14 protein-coding genes are annotated in these 15,218 nt (G+C 67.2%); 10 read left to right on the top strand and 4 right to left on the bottom strand.

Features of this window, described 5'->3' with window-relative positions:
• Nucleotides 1-23 precede the first annotated feature (23 nt).
• A complete protein-coding gene (locus AC6CHL_RS15690) occupies nucleotides 24-458 on the top strand; it encodes a VOC family protein (protein ID WP_313246338.1) in 435 nt (144 codons plus the stop codon).
• A gap of 72 nt (nucleotides 459-530) precedes the next feature.
• Here AC6CHL_RS15690 and AC6CHL_RS15685 read toward each other — a convergent pair whose 3' ends face one another.
• Nucleotides 531-992, bottom strand: coding sequence for a DUF2846 domain-containing protein (locus AC6CHL_RS15685; protein ID WP_244880171.1), 462 nt, complete (start codon nucleotides 990-992; stop codon nucleotides 531-533).
• 286 nt (nucleotides 993-1,278) lie between these two features.
• On the opposite strand from AC6CHL_RS15685, the gene AC6CHL_RS15680 reads away from it, so the two are divergent.
• Nucleotides 1,279-2,550 (top strand): putative DNA modification/repair radical SAM protein, encoded by a 1,272-nt coding sequence (locus tag AC6CHL_RS15680; protein ID WP_463601714.1) that lies wholly within the window; start codon nucleotides 1,279-1,281, stop codon nucleotides 2,548-2,550.
• The gene (locus AC6CHL_RS15675; RefSeq protein ID WP_498295227.1) at nucleotides 2,547-4,019 is read left to right on the top strand and encodes a UdgX family uracil-DNA binding protein; all 1,473 of its coding nucleotides are present in this window, start codon (nucleotides 2,547-2,549) and stop codon (nucleotides 4,017-4,019) included. Before AC6CHL_RS15680 ends, AC6CHL_RS15675 begins: the two co-directional genes overlap by 4 nt.
• Nucleotides 4,020-4,118: 99 nt before the next feature.
• On the opposite strand, the gene AC6CHL_RS15670 is transcribed toward AC6CHL_RS15675, so the two are convergent.
• From AC6CHL_RS15670 to glmS, 3 genes are all read right to left on the bottom strand, one after another.
• A complete protein-coding gene (locus AC6CHL_RS15670; RefSeq protein WP_038686121.1) occupies nucleotides 4,119-4,304 on the bottom strand; it encodes a hypothetical protein in 186 nt (61 codons plus the stop codon).
• Nucleotides 4,305-4,462: 158 nt separating this feature from the next.
• On the bottom strand, nucleotides 4,463-4,894 hold the full coding sequence (locus AC6CHL_RS15665; RefSeq protein ID WP_038686119.1) for a CBS domain-containing protein: 432 nt from the start codon (nucleotides 4,892-4,894) through the stop codon (nucleotides 4,463-4,465).
• A gap of 432 nt (nucleotides 4,895-5,326) precedes the next feature.
• Nucleotides 5,327-7,168, bottom strand: coding sequence for a glutamine--fructose-6-phosphate transaminase (isomerizing) (gene glmS, locus AC6CHL_RS15660; RefSeq protein WP_141059452.1), 1,842 nt, complete (start codon nucleotides 7,166-7,168; stop codon nucleotides 5,327-5,329).
• Nucleotides 7,169-7,372: 204 nt separating this feature from the next.
• Between glmS and AC6CHL_RS15655 the strand changes: the two genes are divergently transcribed.
• The 7 genes from AC6CHL_RS15655 to AC6CHL_RS15625 all read left to right on the top strand — a co-directional run bounded on the left by AC6CHL_RS15655 (nucleotide 7,373) and on the right by AC6CHL_RS15625 (nucleotide 15,116).
• Entirely contained in the window at nucleotides 7,373-8,641 is a 1,269-nt protein-coding gene (locus AC6CHL_RS15655; RefSeq protein ID WP_038686116.1) for an efflux RND transporter periplasmic adaptor subunit, read from the top strand.
• A gap of 42 nt (nucleotides 8,642-8,683) precedes the next feature.
• A complete protein-coding gene (locus tag AC6CHL_RS15650; RefSeq protein ID WP_038686113.1) occupies nucleotides 8,684-9,403 on the top strand; it encodes an ABC transporter ATP-binding protein in 720 nt (239 codons plus the stop codon).
• Nucleotides 9,404-9,411: 8 nt separating this feature from the next.
• Complete coding sequence (locus tag AC6CHL_RS15645; RefSeq protein ID WP_038686112.1) at nucleotides 9,412-10,713, top strand: ABC transporter permease; 1,302 nt, start codon at nucleotides 9,412-9,414, stop codon at nucleotides 10,711-10,713.
• 16 nt (nucleotides 10,714-10,729) lie between these two features.
• Nucleotides 10,730-11,950: an ABC transporter permease gene (locus tag AC6CHL_RS15640; protein WP_038686110.1), complete on the top strand. Its 1,221-nt coding sequence runs from the start codon at nucleotides 10,730-10,732 to the stop codon at nucleotides 11,948-11,950.
• Between the two features lies 1 nt (nucleotide 11,951).
• Complete coding sequence (locus tag AC6CHL_RS15635; protein WP_498295225.1) at nucleotides 11,952-12,353, top strand: PDZ domain-containing protein; 402 nt, start codon at nucleotides 11,952-11,954, stop codon at nucleotides 12,351-12,353.
• Between the two features lie 79 nt (nucleotides 12,354-12,432).
• Nucleotides 12,433-13,776 (top strand): sigma-54-dependent transcriptional regulator, encoded by a 1,344-nt coding sequence (locus tag AC6CHL_RS15630; protein WP_498295224.1) that lies wholly within the window; start codon nucleotides 12,433-12,435, stop codon nucleotides 13,774-13,776.
• Nucleotides 13,773-15,116: a sensor histidine kinase gene (locus AC6CHL_RS15625; protein ID WP_038686105.1), complete on the top strand. Its 1,344-nt coding sequence runs from the start codon at nucleotides 13,773-13,775 to the stop codon at nucleotides 15,114-15,116. Before AC6CHL_RS15630 ends, AC6CHL_RS15625 begins: the two co-directional genes overlap by 4 nt.
• The last annotated feature ends 102 nt before the right edge of the window (nucleotides 15,117-15,218 follow it).

The raw sequence follows: 15,218 nt of genomic DNA, 5'->3' as shown, positions 1-15,218 counted from the left end.
CCTGCCCAAGCCGAGGAGTGCGCATGGAAACCATGGAACTGTACCGGGGTCGCCTGATCGACCATCTGCAACTGGTGGTCAAGGACCTGGCCGCCAGCCGCCGCTTCTACCAGGCGGTGTTCGACAGCATCGGCATCCCCATCGCCGGTGAAGGCGACACCTATTTCTGGGCCGACGAACTGTTTATTTCCACCGCCAGCAGCGAGGCCGCCGCCGGCCAGCTGACCGGCCGCCACCACCTGGCCTTCCAGGCCCGCGACCGCGCCACCGTCGAGGCGTTCCACCAGGCCGCATTGGCCGCCGGTGGCCAGGACAACGGCGCGCCCGGCGAACGCCCGTACCACCCGGGCTACTACGCCGCGTTCGCGATCGATCCGGATGGCAACAACATTGAAGTGGTCTACCACGGTCCGGCCGACTACAGCGCCGATGCGGTGAAGGTGAGCTTCTCGCAGTAGACGGCCGCGCCCGTTGTTCCGTCCCGGGACGGGCACGCGATGCGCGCCCGCCCGGTCAGCATCGTGCGCAGATCAGCGCGAACACGTGCCCTTGCGCGCCATCTTCAACCCGGCCACCTGGCGGCGACCGTCGGCTTCGGGCACCACGTCCAGCTTGGCACCGCCCACGAAAACGCCCATCCGGATCGACTGCTGGATGAAGTAGTTGCGGCCCGATTCGGTCTGCACCTTCAGGTCGTTCGGCGAGAACTCTGATTCGGTCGAGAAGGTGTGCTCACGGTCGCCCGGCACCGTGGTGTAGAAGAACACCTTGTCGGCGCTTTCGCCCAGGCATTCGCCATCGATCCAGATGTCCTTCCTCAGCGCCTTGCCGACGAAGCTGTTGCGGAACACATACACCCCGGCGGTGCCCGCTTCGGGCGTCGGGAAGGTCTTGGCGGTCTCCACCATGCCCTTGTCGGCCATCGGCACGCTTGCACAGCCAGACAACATGGCGATGGCCGCGGCCATTCCCAGCAACGAAATCCTGTTCACGTACTGCCCCCTGATGGTTGGATGAGAGGCGACGCGATTCCGGAGGGGACCTACCAGGCCAAACACTGCGCGCAATCACAGATGCCGTGTTGCCGTGCCGTTCCTGGCCCGTCTGCTTCCCTGCCGGCACCTGCGGCACCGGGGCGAAGTCTAGCCGGGAATGTGAAGAACGTGAATGGGCGCGCGGCGCGAGCCGACAGACCGTTCCAGCAGCGGGCCGTGAACGCTTCAGGGTGCCCTACCGCCAATCTCACTGGATGAGATCGCCCGTGCTTAGGGTGCCCGCATGGACACCCTTCGCAAGCTAGCCATCCTCGCCGATGCCGCCAAGTACGACGCCTCCTGCGCCTCCAGCGGCGCGGGAAAGCGGAACTCGGTCAAATCCGGTGGCATCGGCAGCACCGAGGGCGCGGGGATCTGTCACAGCTATACCCCGGATGGGCGGTGCGTCTCGTTGCTGAAGATCCTGCTGACCAACTTCTGCATCTACGACTGCGCCTACTGCGTGAACCGGGTTTCAAGCAACGTGCAGCGGGCGCGCTTCAGCGTGGACGAGGTGGTCGCGCTGACCATGGATTTTTACAAGCGCAATTACATCGAGGGCCTGTTCCTTTCCAGCGGCATCATCCGCAACGCCGACTACACGATGGAACGCATGGTGGAAGTGGCGCGGGTGCTGCGCCAGGAACATCGGTTCGCCGGATACATCCACCTGAAGACCATTCCCGAGGCGTCGCCGGAACTGCTGGCCGCCGCCGGGCGCTACGCCGATCGGCTGTCGATCAACATCGAACTGCCCACTGAAGACGGGCTGGCCAGTTACGCCCCGGAAAAGTCGATGCCCTCCATCCGTGGCGCGATGGGCGAGCTCAGCTGGCGGATCGAGGAGGCCAAGGAGGCGCGCAAGGCGACCGCTGCCCTGCCGCTGGCCGACCCGGCCCCGCGCACCCGGAAACCGCGAGCGCCGCGCTTCGCACCGGCCGGGCAAAGTACACAGATGATCGTCGGCGCCGACGGCGCGAGCGACCAGCAGATCCTGGGCGCGGCGGACAACCTGTATGGCAATTACCACATGCGCCGGGTCTATTATTCCGCGTTCAGCCCGATCCCCGATGCCAGCAAAGCGCTGCCGCTGCAAGCGCCGCCCCTGGCGCGTGAGCACCGGCTGTATCAGGCCGACTGGCTGCTGCGCTTTTACGGCTACGGGGTGGAAGAAATTACCGACACCACCCAGGGCGGCATGCTCGACCTGGACATCGATCCGAAAATGGCCTGGGCGATCCGACACCCCGAGCGTTTTCCGGTGGACGTCAATACGGCGCCGAAGGAATTGCTGTTGCGTATTCCCGGCTTGGGCGTGCGCAACGTCAAGCGCGTGTTGATGGCGCGCCGCCATGGCCGCCTGCGGGTGGCCGACGTGGCCCGGCTGCGCGCGCCGATGAGCAAACTATTGCCGTTCGTCCAGCTGGCCGACCACCATCCCCGCAAGCAGCTGGATGATCCTGCCACCCTGCGCGCGCGATTGGCGCCGCCACCGAAGCAGGGTGCGTTGTTTTGACTGGTCCGGCACGTACGGACCTGCAGCGCTGGAGCGCGCGGGTGGACCCGGCGTGGTCGGTGGAGGCATGGCGTGCGGTAGCGCGGGCGGCGTTGCAGCGACAGGTCACACCGCCCCAGTTGGACTGGCTCGATGCCGGCGACGGCTCGCTGCTGGATGCCCCTTCGGTGCTGGATGCGCCGCTACCGGTGGAGCCCCCGCCGACGCAGGCAGCGGTACCCCGTGATTTTCTCGAACTGGCCGCCACCTGCCTGTGCCACCGTGAGCCGCAGCGGCTGGCGCTGCTGTACCGCATGCTGTGGCGGATCACCCACGGCGAGCGCCGCCTGCTGACCAACCCGGCCGACCCCGACGTGGTGCGCGCCATGGCCCTGGCGCAGGCAGTACGCCGCGATGCGCACAAAATGAAGGCGTTCGTGCGCTTCCGGGAAGTACCCGGCGAGCAAGAGGCGTTCATTGCCTGGTTCGAGCCAGACCACAACATCGTGGACCGGGTGGCGCCCTTCTTCGCGCGTCGCTTCGCCGGCATGCGGTGGGCGATCCTGACCCCGATGCGCAGCGCGCGATGGGATGGCAGCACGCTGTCATTCGGCCCCGGCGGCAGCCAGGAGCAGGCGCCGCGCGAGGACGCGCGCGAAGAATTGTGGCGGACCTACTACGCCAATATCTTCAACCCGGCCCGGCTCAACACGCGCATGATGCGGCAGGAAATGCCCGCCAGGTACTGGAAACACCTGCCTGAAGCAACGCTGCTGCCGATGCTGGTGCGCGACGCCGGCGACCGCGTACAGGAGATGCATGACCGCGACGTGCAGGCACCGCAGCGCCGCATTCCCGACCGCCGGATCACCCCGCGTGCGCCGGCCACGGCCAACGGCGATGACCTGGATGCGCTGCGCACGGCGGCCATGGGGTGCCGCCGCTGTCCACTATGGGAACCGGCCACCCAGACGGTGTTCGGTGAAGGACCGCAGAACGCCAAGGTGATGCTGGTGGGCGAGCAGCCCGGCGACAGCGAAGACCTGAGCGGGCACCCCTTCGTGGGGCCGGCCGGGCAGCTGTTGAACCGCGCGTTGGCGGAACTGGATATCGACCGCAGCACGCTGTACATGACCAATGCGGTGAAGCACTTCCGGTTTGAGCGGCGCGGCAAACGGCGCATCCACAGCACGCCGCAGATGACCCACGTCACTGCGTGCAAACCGTGGCTGATGGCCGAAATAGAGAACGTGCGCCCACAGGTGATCGTGTGCCTGGGGGCCACCGCGGCTACTGCCGTGTTCGGTGCGGGCTTCAACCTGATGAAGAAGCGCGGCTGTTGGCACGCGCTGGACGACGGCACCCGTGCGTTCGCCACGGTGCACCCGGCGTGGGTGCTGCGTCAGGGCGAGGGCGAGGCGCGGGAGGCGGCGTATCGCGGGCTGGTGGAGGATCTGCGGCGTTTGCTGGACGATCGGCGCGAGGAGTGATGCAGGTCGGCGTTGCGCGGCGTACGCTGCTTTGGATGCGTCAGGGGTTGCCGGCCAGCGGCCGGCACTACCGATTAGCGGTTGCCGGCCAGCTACCGATCAGCAGCTCAGGATGAGGTGGCCGGCCAGTGCGCCGCAGCCCGCCCACAGGCCGAGCATCAGTAGCAGCCCGGCGAAGGCGGTCACTACGCGCCAGCCCAGCCGCGCGCCCTTGCTGCGCGCGAACACCCACCATGCCAGCAGCGGGCCCGCGATCAGGCCGCCGCCCAGCAGCGCCACCGCCAACCAGCCGATCCACTCGGGCTTGTGGCCGGCCTCAGGGGGACATTGGGTGGTGGCATATGCCGCCGGAATCAGCAGCAGGTTAAGCAGTCCAACAGCGATACGACGGAGACGCGTGCCGACGCGGGGTCGGCACCTGTCCGCGATGCCATGGGCTGGCGTCAATGCGCCGCCATGTAGATGTCCTGCAGGACGGCCTTCTCAAGCTCCAGTTCGCTGAGCAGGTTCTTGACGATATCGCCCAGGCTCAGGATGCCGACCAGCTTGGCATCTTCAGTCACCATCAGGTGGCGGTGGCGCGAGTAGGTCATCAGCGCCATGGCCTGCTTCAGCGTTGCGTCCGGGGCGATGCCTTCCAGGCCGGCAGACGGCAAGCTGGCGATCACCCGGCGCCCGGCCTGCGGGCCGTCGTCGGCCAGGCTGCGCACGATGTCCTTCTCGGAAATGATCCGCACCGGGGCATCGTCTTTCATCACCACCAGGGCAGCGATCTTGTGCGCGCTCATCTTGTGCGCGGCGGCACCGATGGTGTCCTCGACATCGATGGTGACGATTGCATCTTTCTTGGATTGCAGGAGTTCGCGGACGTTCATTCTTGTTTCCTGTTACAGGTTACTGAAGTCGAGAGGTGCGCCTGGTTGCAGCGAGGGAGGCGGCGCCATGCGTCTGCCCGGTCCTCGGTCACTCGATTCTACGACTGCGGCTTGGCCCAGGAGTTTGCAAATCTGGGACAGTTCGTCGTCGAAACCGCTGACGACCCCGAGAATGGCACCGCGACTAAAACCGTCGCTGAATGCCGCCGTAGCCCACGACTAAAGTTCCACGGCCCTCTGCCGCGTGTGGCGCCACCCCACGGGTGGCTGCGCATGGACCCGGATCAGAAGGCAGCCACGCATGACGTGGCCCCACCGATGAATACGGGCGTAGAGCCACCCCATGGGTGCCTGCTCCCCCCCAACCCAACGCGCACGAAAAAGGGGGCCTCGCGGCCCCCTCCTTCCCATCCGCATCGCCTGCGCGCGCGTTTATTCCACCGTCACGCTCTTGGCCAGGTTGCGCGGCTTGTCCACGTCGGTGCCGCGTGCCAGTGCGGTGTGGTACGCCAGCAGCTGCACCGGAATGGTGTGCACCACCGGGCTGAGCACGCCGGCGTGGCGCGGGGTGCGGATCACATGCACGCCCTCGGATTCGACGAAGTTGCTGTCCTGGTCGGCGAACACGAACAGTTCGCCACCGCGCGCACGCACTTCCTGCATGTTGGATTTGACCTTCTCCAGCAGGCTGTCGTTCGGCGCGATCACCACCACCGGCATGTCTTCATCCACCAGCGCCAGCGGGCCGTGCTTGAGCTCACCGGCCGGGTAGGCTTCGGCGTGGATGTAGGTGATCTCTTTCAGCTTGAGCGCGCCTTCCAGCGCGATCGGGTAATGCAGGCCACGGCCCAGGAACAGCGCACTGCTCTTGCGCGCGAAGCGCTCGGCCCAGGCGGCGATCTGCGGCTCCATGTTCAGTGCGTGCTGCACGCTGCCCGGCAGGAAGCGCAGCTGCTCCAGGTACTCGGCTTCCTGCGCGGCATCCACCCGCCCGTGCAGCTTGCCCAGAACCACGGTCAGCTGGAACAACGCGGCCAGCTGGGTGGTGAAGGCCTTGGTCGAGGCCACGCCGATCTCGGCGCCGGCGCGCGTGTAGCAGACCAGTTCGCTGGCACGCGGGATCGCGCTTTCGGGCACGTTGCAGATCGACAGCGTGTGCAGGTGGCCCAGCGACTTGGCGTACTTCAGCGCTTCCATCGTATCCAGCGTTTCGCCGGACTGGGAGATGGTCACGATCAGGTGCTTGGGGTTGGCATACGCGGCGCGGTAGCGGTACTCGCTGGCAATTTCCACGCTGCACGGCAGCCCGGAAATCGACTCGATCCAGTAACGCGCGGTCAGCCCGGAGTAGTAGCTGGTGCCACAGGCCAGGATCTGCACGCCTTCGATGCCCGACAGCACCGCTTCGGCATTCTTGCCGAACAGCTCGGCCGGGAACCCGCCGGCGTCGATCGCCGCTTCGATGGTGTCACCCAGCGCGCGCGGCTGCTCGTGGATTTCCTTCTGCATGAAGTGGCGGTACGGGCCCAGTTCCAGCGAGGCCAGCGACACGTCGGACAGGTGCACACCGCGGTCGATCGGCTGGTTGTGCTCGTCGAACACCTGCACGCCGTCGCGGCGGATGTCGGCGGTGTCGCCCTCTTCCAGGAAGATCACCCGGCGGGTGGACGACACGATGGCCGAGACGTCCGAGGCCACGAAGTTCTCGCCCTCGCCCAGACCCACCAGCAGCGGGCAGCCCATGCGCGCGCAGACGAAGTGGTCCGGCTCGGCGCGGCTCATCACGGCCAGCGCGTAGGCACCGGTCAGCTCCTTGACGGTGTGCTGCAGCGCGGTCAGCAGGCTGTCACCGCCCTTGAGGTGGTGGTGCATGAGGTGCGCGATGACCTCGGTGTCGGTCTGCGACTCGAACACGTAGCCCAGCGCACGCAGCTTCTCGCGCTGTTCTTCGTGGTTTTCGATGATGCCGTTGTGGACCAGCGCCACGCCGTGGCTGATGTGCGGATGGGCGTTGGCTTCGGTCACGCCGCCGTGGGTGGCCCAGCGGGTGTGGCCGATGCCCAGCAGCGCGTCGAAGCCTTCCGCGGCTGCGGCCTTCTCCATCTCGGCCACGCGGCCGGTCCGGCGCACCCGGCGCACGTCGGCCTGGGCAGCGGAGCGGTCGATCACGGCAATGCCGGAGGAATCGTAGCCGCGATACTCCAGCCGCTTCAGTCCTTCGATGAGTACCGGTACCACGTCGCGATTGGCGATCGCTCCCACAATGCCGCACATAGTTTCTGATCCCTGCCGTTGATACCCGCATTCTAGCGTGGCGGCCGGGGACGCTTGGCGCCTGTCCGCTTAACGAAAGTGTCCGGGGCACTGTCCGCGGACGCCCGGACACTCCGGTGGCGCATGCAACCCATTGATTTCAATGGCCGAAAAGTTGGCACGCGGTGTGCTTTGTACTGGGCAACCCAACTGCGAACGAGCCCGATGATCCGCGACACTTCCGCACAGGACCAGACCCTCTCCGTTGCCGGCACCCCTGCCCCGTGGAAGCGCTGGCTGTGGCCGGGCCTGGCCGCGCTGGTGGTGCTGCTGGCCATCGGCTTTGCCGCCCGTGCCTGGCTCGGCGCCAGCCGGTCCTTCGACAGTGCCCGGGTGCGCGTGGCCGAAGTCACGCGCGGCGACCTGGTCCGGGACATCGCCGCCGACGGCCGGGTGATCGCGGCCAACAGTCCGATCCTGTACGCCATCTCGGCCGGCACCGTGGACCTGAAGGTGGTCGCCGGCGACGTGGTCAAGAAGGGCCAGGAACTGGCGGTGATCGACAGCCCCGAGCTGCGCAGCAAGCTGGCCCAGGAGCAGTCCACCCTGGCCGGCCTGGAAGCCGAAGCCAGCCGCGCCAATCTCGATGCCACCCTGGCCCGGGCCAAGGCGCGCAAGGAAACCGACCAGGCCAGCATCGAGCGCCAGGCCGCCGAGCGCGACCTGCAGCGCTACCAGCGCGGCTTCGACGGCGGCGCGGTGCCGCAGATCGACCTGGCCAAGGCCAACGACAGCCTGAAAAAGGCCGACATCCAGCTGGCCAACGCACAGACCGACGCGCGCCTGCAGGGCCAGGGCGCGGACCTGGACGCACGCAACAAGCACCTGCTGGCCGAGCGCCAGAAGGCGGTGGTGGCCGAAGTGCAGCGCCAGGTGGACGCGCTCACCCTGCGTGCACCGTTCGACGGCCAGGTGGGCCAGGTGCAGGCCACCCAGCACACCAATGTGATCGCCAATGCGCCGATCCTGGGCGTGGTCGACCTGTCGCGCTTCGAGATCGAAATCAAGGTACCGGAAAGCTTCGCCCGCGACCTGGCGATCGGCATCCCGGCGCAGCTGACCAGCGGCAACGGCCAGCCCTTCCCCGGTGAAATCAGCGCGGTGTCCCCGGAGGTGGTGGCCGGTGAAGTGAATGCCCGCATCCGCTTCTCGGACAAGCAGCCGCAAGGCCTGCGCCAGAGCCAGCGGATGCAGGCGCGGGTGGTGCTGGATACGCGCCGCAACGTGCTCAAGATCGAGCGCGGTCCCTTCGTCGAACAGGGCAACGGCCAGGCCTACGTGATGAGCGGCAGCACCGCCGTGCGTCGCCCGGTGAAGCTGGGCGTAAGCAGCCTGGGCGAAGTGGAAATCCTCTCTGGCCTGCAGCCCGGCGACCGCGTCGTGGTGTCTGGCAGCGACCTGTTCGGCGATGCCGAACAGGTGTCCATCAACTGATCCCTCTCCATCCTTCTGAACGAACTGCAAAGGAAAACAGTCATGCTCGAGATGCGCTCGGTCGCCAAAGTGTTCCGTACCGAACAGGTGGAAACCCATGCCCTGCGGTCGCTCGACCTGCACGTGCGCGAGGGCGAGTTCGTCGCTGTCACCGGCCCGTCCGGGTCGGGCAAGACGACCTTCCTCAACATCGCCGGCCTGCTGGAAACCTTCACCAGCGGCACCTACCTGCTCGATGGGCAGGACGTGAGCAAGCTCGGCGATGACGCGCGCAGCCGCCTGCGCAACCAGAAGATCGGCTTCATCTTCCAGGGCTTCAACCTGATCTCCGACCTCAACCTGTTCGACAACGTCGACGTGCCGCTGCGCTACCGCGGTATGCCGGCCGCCGAGCGCAAGCAGCGCATCGAAAAGGCGCTGGGCCAGGTTGGCCTGGGCTCGCGCATGAAGCACTACCCGGCCGAACTGTCCGGCGGGCAGCAGCAGCGTGCCGCGATCGCGCGCGCCCTGGCCGGCAGCCCGCGCCTGTTGCTGGCCGATGAACCGACCGGCAACCTGGACAGCCAGATGGCGCGCGGCGTCATGGAGCTGCTGGAGGAAATCAACGCCGCCGGCACCACCATCGTCATGGTGACCCATGATCCGGAACTGGCCGCGCGCGCGCAGCGCAACGTGCACATCGTCGACGGCCAGGCCACCGACCTGGTGCGCGAACCGGTGCTGGCCACCCCGCGCCCCGCCATCGTCACCGTCAACGACTGAGGCCTGCCATGTTCGCCTACTACTTCCGACTGGCCCTGCGCAGCTTCCGGCGCAACAAGGTGCTGACCGCGCTGATGGTGATCGCCATCGCGCTGGGCATCGGTGCGTCGATGACCACCCTCACCGTGTTCCATGTGCTGTCTGGCGACCCGATCCCGCAAAAGAGCGATCGCCTGTTCGCCGTGCAGGTCGATCCGCGGCCGATGCTGGGCTACCAGGCCGGCGAAGAGCCGGAAGACCAGATGACCCGCTTCGATGGTGAAGCCCTGCTGCGCGAAAAGCACGCAAAGCACCAGGCGGTGATGACCGGTGGCGGCGTGACTGTCGAATCGGACAAGGCCTCGTTGCGGCCCTTCGATACGGACGCACGCTACACCTCCACCGACTTCTTCCCGATGTTCGACACCCCGTTCCTGTACGGCCGCGCCTGGCCGACCAGCGATGACGAAGGGCGCGCGCGGGTCGCGGTGATTTCGCGCACACTCAACCAGAAGCTGTTCGACGGAGCCGACAGCATCGGCAAGCCGCTGCGCATGGACGGCCACGTGTTCACCGTGGTCGGCGTGCTCGACGAGTGGGCCCCGAACCCGCACTTCTACGACCTGGAAACCGGCCGCTATGGGGGCAGCGAAGACGTGTACCTGCCGTTCGCCACGGCCATGGACCTCAAGCTGGGCCGCAACGGCAACATGAACTGCTGGGGCAACAGCAACGGCGACTCGGAAGCCATCAACGCGCCCTGCACCTGGCTGCAGTACTGGGTGGAACTGCCCTCGGCCGCCGATGCAGCCAGCTACCGCGCTTACCTGGACAACTACTCGGCCCAGCAGAAGGCGGCCGGTCGTTTCGAGCGCCCGGCCAACGTGCGGCTGCGCAACGTGATGGAGTGGCTGGACTACAAGCAGGTGGTGCCCAGCGATGTGCGCCTGCAGCTGTGGCTGGCGATGGGCTTCCTGCTGGTCTGCCTGATCAACACCGTGGGCCTGCTGCTGGCCAAGTTCCTTCGCCGCAGCGGCGAGATCGGCGTGCGCCGTGCACTGGGCGCCAGCCGCGGACAGATCTTCCTGCAGTCGTTGGTTGAAGCCGGCACCGTCGGCCTGGCCGGTGGTGTGCTGGGGCTCGGCCTGGCCCTGGTCGGCCTGTATGCGGTCCGCCAGCAGCCGGTGGAGTACGCCAAGCTGGCCACGCTGGACGGGCAGATGCTGTTGCTCACCTTCGGCCTGACCCTGGTGGCCAGCCTGCTGGCCGGATTCCTGCCCGCGCTGCGCGCGATGCAGGTTGCGCCCGCCATCCAACTCAAATCGCAGTAAGGCACCGGAGCACATCATGGATATCCGTCCCATCCTGTCCACCCTGCGCCGGCACAAGACCGCCGCAGCGTTGATCGTGCTGGAGATCGCGCTCACCTGCGCCATCGTCTGCAACGCGCTGTTCCTGATCGGGCAGCGCATCGACACCATCAGCCAACCCAGCGGCATCGCCGAGAATGAGCTGGTGGAAGTGCGCCTCGGCGGCATCGGCAAGCAGGTCAACGTTGAAGCCCGCACCCGCGAAGACCTGGCCGCGCTGCGCGGGATTCCCGGGGTGAAGAGCGCGGTGGCGATCAACCAGCTGCCGTTCCGCCGCAACTCGTGGAACAGCAGCCTGTCGCGCGTTCCCGACCAGGAACGCCCGACGTTGAGCGCCGCGCAGTACTACGCCCGCGAGGGCACGCTGGACACGCTGGGCGTCGAACTGATCGCCGGCAGCGACTTCCAGCCGGGTGAGTACCGCGAGTACGACGAGGTCGTCAACGATCCCGAATCTGAAACCAAGGGCAGCTCGGTGATCCTGACCAAGTCCGCCGCCGACAAGCTCTTCCCCGACGGCGATGCACTGGGCAAGACGGTGTACAGCGGCCGCATGCCGCTGCGCGTGACCGGCGTGGTCAAGGTGCTGGGTCGCCCCAGCCGGGTCGAGGGCAATACCCAGCACTCGATGGTGCTGCCGATCCGCATGTCCTACGACATGGGCTTCTACCTGATCCGGGTTACCGACCCGTCGCGTCGCGATGAAGTGCTCAAGGCCGCCGTGACCGCACTAGAACGGGTGGATTCCAGCCGCCTGGTGCGGGCCAAGGTCACCTACGAGGAAACCCGCAACAAGTACTTCGCCAATGACCGCGCGATGGTCGGCCTGTTGATCACCGTGTGCGTGGCCCTGCTGGTGGTCACCGCGCTGGGCATCGTCGGCCTGGCCAGCTTCTGGGTGCAGCAGCGCACCAAGCAGATCGGCATCCGCCGTGCACTGGGCGCTACGCGGGGGCAGATCCTGCGCTACTTCCAGACCGAGAACTTCCTGCTGGCCACGGTGGGCATCGTGCTGGGCATGTTGATGGCCTACACCATCAACCTGTGGCTGATGAACACCTACGAGCTGCCGCGCATGCCCATCAGCTACCTGCCGATCGGCGCGGTGCTGCTGTGGCTGCTGGGCCAGATCGCGGTGTTCGGCCCGGCCCGTCGCGCCGCCGCCGTGGCGCCGGCCATCGCCACCCGGAGTGCCTGACATGCGCCTGCCTGCCCCTTCCCTGGCGCTGTGCCTGCTGCTGGCCAGCGCCCCGGCACTGTCGGCCACCCACCGCGAGTCATCGCGGCTGAACTGGCGCGAAGACGGCCATCACCTGGCACTGGATGCCGAACAGAGCGTGGTGCGCGTGCGCAACGCCACGCCAGCGGGGCATTTCGGCGTGCGTGCCGGCGACCGCGTGCTGCGGGTGGGCACGCAGCCGGTGCGCAGCGTGGATGACCTGACCACCGCCTTGGGCCGCAGCGGCCCGGGCTCGGTGCCGGTGACCGTGCAGCGCGACGGCCGCGAACAGACCGTGCAGGTGGCCACCGCCGCGTGGCGCGGGGTGCTGCCCCCGCGGGCCCCTGCACCGCCACCACCGCCACCACCACCGCGGCGGTAGCCGGGACGGCGCCGGCGGCCCTGCCCGCCAGCGCCGTGCTCCGGTACTCTCTGTCCTTCTCCCGGTGCCCTGTCGACGCATGCCTTCGATCCTGATCATTGATGACAACGCCAGCGTCGGCACCGCACTGGAAGTGCTGTTCTCGCTGCACGATATCGACGCGTTGCACGCGCTGTCGCCCGAAGCCGGGCTGGCGCTGCTGGAACAACAGCCGGTGGACCTGGTGATCCAGGACATGAACTTCACCGAAGACACCACCTCCGGCGAGGAAGGCGAAGCGCTGTTCCAGCAGATCCGCGCACGCCACCCCGACCTGCCGGTGATCCTGCTGACCGCCTGGACCCACCTCAGCAGCGCGGTGGACCTGGTGCGTGCCGGCGCGGCCGACTACCTGGCCAAACCATGGGACGACCGCAAACTGCTGGTCACGGTGAACAACCTGCTGGAGCTGTCCGAAACGCGTCGAGAGCTGGACCGCCGGCGCGACCGCGAGCAGCGCGACCGCACGGCACTGGAAGCACGCTATGACCTGCGCGGCGCGGTGGTCGCCGACCCCGCCAGCGAGCGGGTGGTGAATCTGGCCTGCCAGGTGGCACGTTCGGCACTGCCGGTGTTGATCACCGGTCCCAACGGCGCCGGCAAGGAAAAGATCGCCGAGATCATCCAGGCCAACTCGCTGGTGGCCAAGGGCCCGTTCGTGGCGCTCAACTGTGGCGCCATTCCGGCCGAGCTGATCGAAGCCGAACTGTTCGGCAGCGAGGCCGGTGCCTACACCGGCGCCAACAAGGCCCGCGAAGGCAAATTCGAAGCTGCCGATGGCGGCACGCTGTTCCTCGACGAGATCGGCAACCTGTCACTGGGCGGACAGATGAAACTGCTGCGCGTGCTGGAAACCGGGCGTTTCGAGCGCCTGGGCTCCAACCGCGAACGCCAGGTCAAGGTGCGCGTGGTCAGTGCCACCAACGCCGACCTGCCCACGATGATCCGCGACGGCAGCTTCCGCGAAGACCTTTACTACCGCCTCAATACCGTTGAACTGGCGCTGCCCCCGCTGGCCGAGCGCCCGGGCGACATCCTGCCGCTGGCAGAACGCTTCCTCAGTGGCGGCAAGGCGTTGTCCAGTGCGGCCGCCACAGCACTGCAGCGCCACCCCTGGCCGGGCAACGTGCGCGAGCTGCGCAACGTCATCCAGCGCGCCGAACTGCTGGCCCAGGGCGCGCGCATCGAAGTTGCCGACCTCAACCTGCCGCGGGCGCCGGCAGCGGCGCGGCCCACCGCACCGAGCGCCGATCCGGATCGCAGCCGCATCGAAGCGGCGCTGGCCCACAACCACGGCATCATCGCCCAGGCGGCCGCCGAGTTGGGCCTGAGCCGCCAGGCGCTGTACCGGCGCATGGATCGCCACGGCATCCCGCGCGAATGACACGCCGCTCCTTCACCTTCCGGCTGTTCCTGCGCCTGCTGCCGGTGCTGGCGCTGGCCGCTGCGTTTCCCTGGTACCTGGCGTTCTGGCTGGACCATGGGTGGGCGGTCAGCGTGGTGTCGATCATCGTGCTGCTGTCGGTGATGTGGTTCAGCCTGCGCCGCGCCACCGCGCCGGTGCGCTCGCTGCTGCGGGCGTTGTCGGGCACCACCAGCAGCTACCGCGACGGCGAATACAATTTTTCGGTGTACTGGCCGGGCGACGACGAACTGGGCGACCTGGTGCAGGCGCATCGCGAGCTGGGCGACGTGCTGCGCGAACAGCGCCAGGGGCTGGTGCAGCGGGAACTGCTGCTGGACACCATGGTGCAGAACACGCCGGTGTCGATGCTGCTGCTGGCCAACGGCGGCGACGGCATCCAGCGCGTGGTGTTCTCCAACCTGGCCGCGCGCAAGCTGCTGCACAACGGCTGGAAGCTGGAAGGCCAGCGCATGCAGGACGTGCTGGAAACGATGCCGGTGGAACTGCGCGATGCGATCGTGCGCGGCGGCGACAGCCTGTTCGCGGTTCGCCAGGACGACAGCGACGATGAAGAAGACGAGCAGGTGTACCACCTGTCGCGGCGCAACTTCCATCTCAACGGCCGCCCGCACGACCTGCTGCTGATCCGCCTGCTCACCGCCGAACTGCGCCGCCAGGAAGTGCAGACCTGGAAGAAGGTGATCCGGGTGATCAGCCACGAGCTCAACAACTCGCTGGCGCCGATCGCTTCGCTGGCCCATTCCGGCGGCGAGCTGGTGCGGCGTGGCAAGACCGAGCGGCTGGAAGAAGTGTTCGCCACCATCGAGGAGCGGGCGCGCCATCTGGAAGGCTTCATCCGCGGCTATGCGCGCTTTGCCAAGCTGCCGCAGCCGCAGCTGCAGAACGTGCAGTGGATTCAGTTCCTGACCAGCCTGCAGCACCAGATTCCGTTCCGCATGCAGGGCATCGGCGACGACCTGCACAGCCGGGTGGATATCGCCCAGCTTGGCCAGGCGCTGCTGAACCTGCTGAAGAACGCACATGAAGCGGGCGGCGATGCCGAGCCGCCCAATGATGATGTCGAGGTCCGCCTGACCCGCCTGCCGCAGTGGCTGCGCCTGGAAGTGCTGGACCGCGGCAAGGGCATGAATGAAGCCGTGCTGCAGAACGCGTTGATGCCGTTCTACTCGACCAAGCGCAACGGCACCGGGTTGGGGTTGGCGCTTACCCGGGAAATCGTGGAAGCGCACGGCGGTCGGATTTCGCTGCAGAACCGCCGCGAAGGCGGGTTGTGCGTGGCGATTTTTTTGCCCGTTTGATCGGGTTGCCGGGCAGCGGCCGACATTACGGGGGCGTTGGCATCGTCGGGTTGCCGGCCAGCGGCCGGCACTACCGGGATCGCTTGGTTGCCGGCCAGCGGC

This window comes from Stenotrophomonas sp. GQ19 (assembly GCF_059758695.1).
This window is presented reverse-complemented; position numbering and strand designations above follow the sequence as displayed.

Coding starts and splice junctions, on each gene's coding strand:
- AC6CHL_RS15690 (WP_313246338.1), top strand. CDS start 24: ATGGAAACCATGGAACTGTACCGGGGTCGCCTGATCGACCATCTGCAA.
- AC6CHL_RS15680 (WP_463601714.1), top strand. CDS start 1,279: ATGGACACCCTTCGCAAGCTAGCCATCCTCGCCGATGCCGCCAAGTAC.
- AC6CHL_RS15665 (WP_038686119.1), bottom strand. CDS start 4,894: ATGAACGTCCGCGAACTCCTGCAATCCAAGAAAGATGCAATCGTCACC.
- glmS (WP_141059452.1), bottom strand. CDS start 7,168: ATGTGCGGCATTGTGGGAGCGATCGCCAATCGCGACGTGGTACCGGTA.
- AC6CHL_RS15655 (WP_038686116.1), top strand. CDS start 7,373: ATGATCCGCGACACTTCCGCACAGGACCAGACCCTCTCCGTTGCCGGC.
- AC6CHL_RS15650 (WP_038686113.1), top strand. CDS start 8,684: ATGCTCGAGATGCGCTCGGTCGCCAAAGTGTTCCGTACCGAACAGGTG.
- AC6CHL_RS15645 (WP_038686112.1), top strand. CDS start 9,412: ATGTTCGCCTACTACTTCCGACTGGCCCTGCGCAGCTTCCGGCGCAAC.
- AC6CHL_RS15640 (WP_038686110.1), top strand. CDS start 10,730: ATGGATATCCGTCCCATCCTGTCCACCCTGCGCCGGCACAAGACCGCC.
- AC6CHL_RS15635 (WP_498295225.1), top strand. CDS start 11,952: ATGCGCCTGCCTGCCCCTTCCCTGGCGCTGTGCCTGCTGCTGGCCAGC.
- AC6CHL_RS15630 (WP_498295224.1), top strand. CDS start 12,433: ATGCCTTCGATCCTGATCATTGATGACAACGCCAGCGTCGGCACCGCA.
- AC6CHL_RS15625 (WP_038686105.1), top strand. CDS start 13,773: ATGACACGCCGCTCCTTCACCTTCCGGCTGTTCCTGCGCCTGCTGCCG.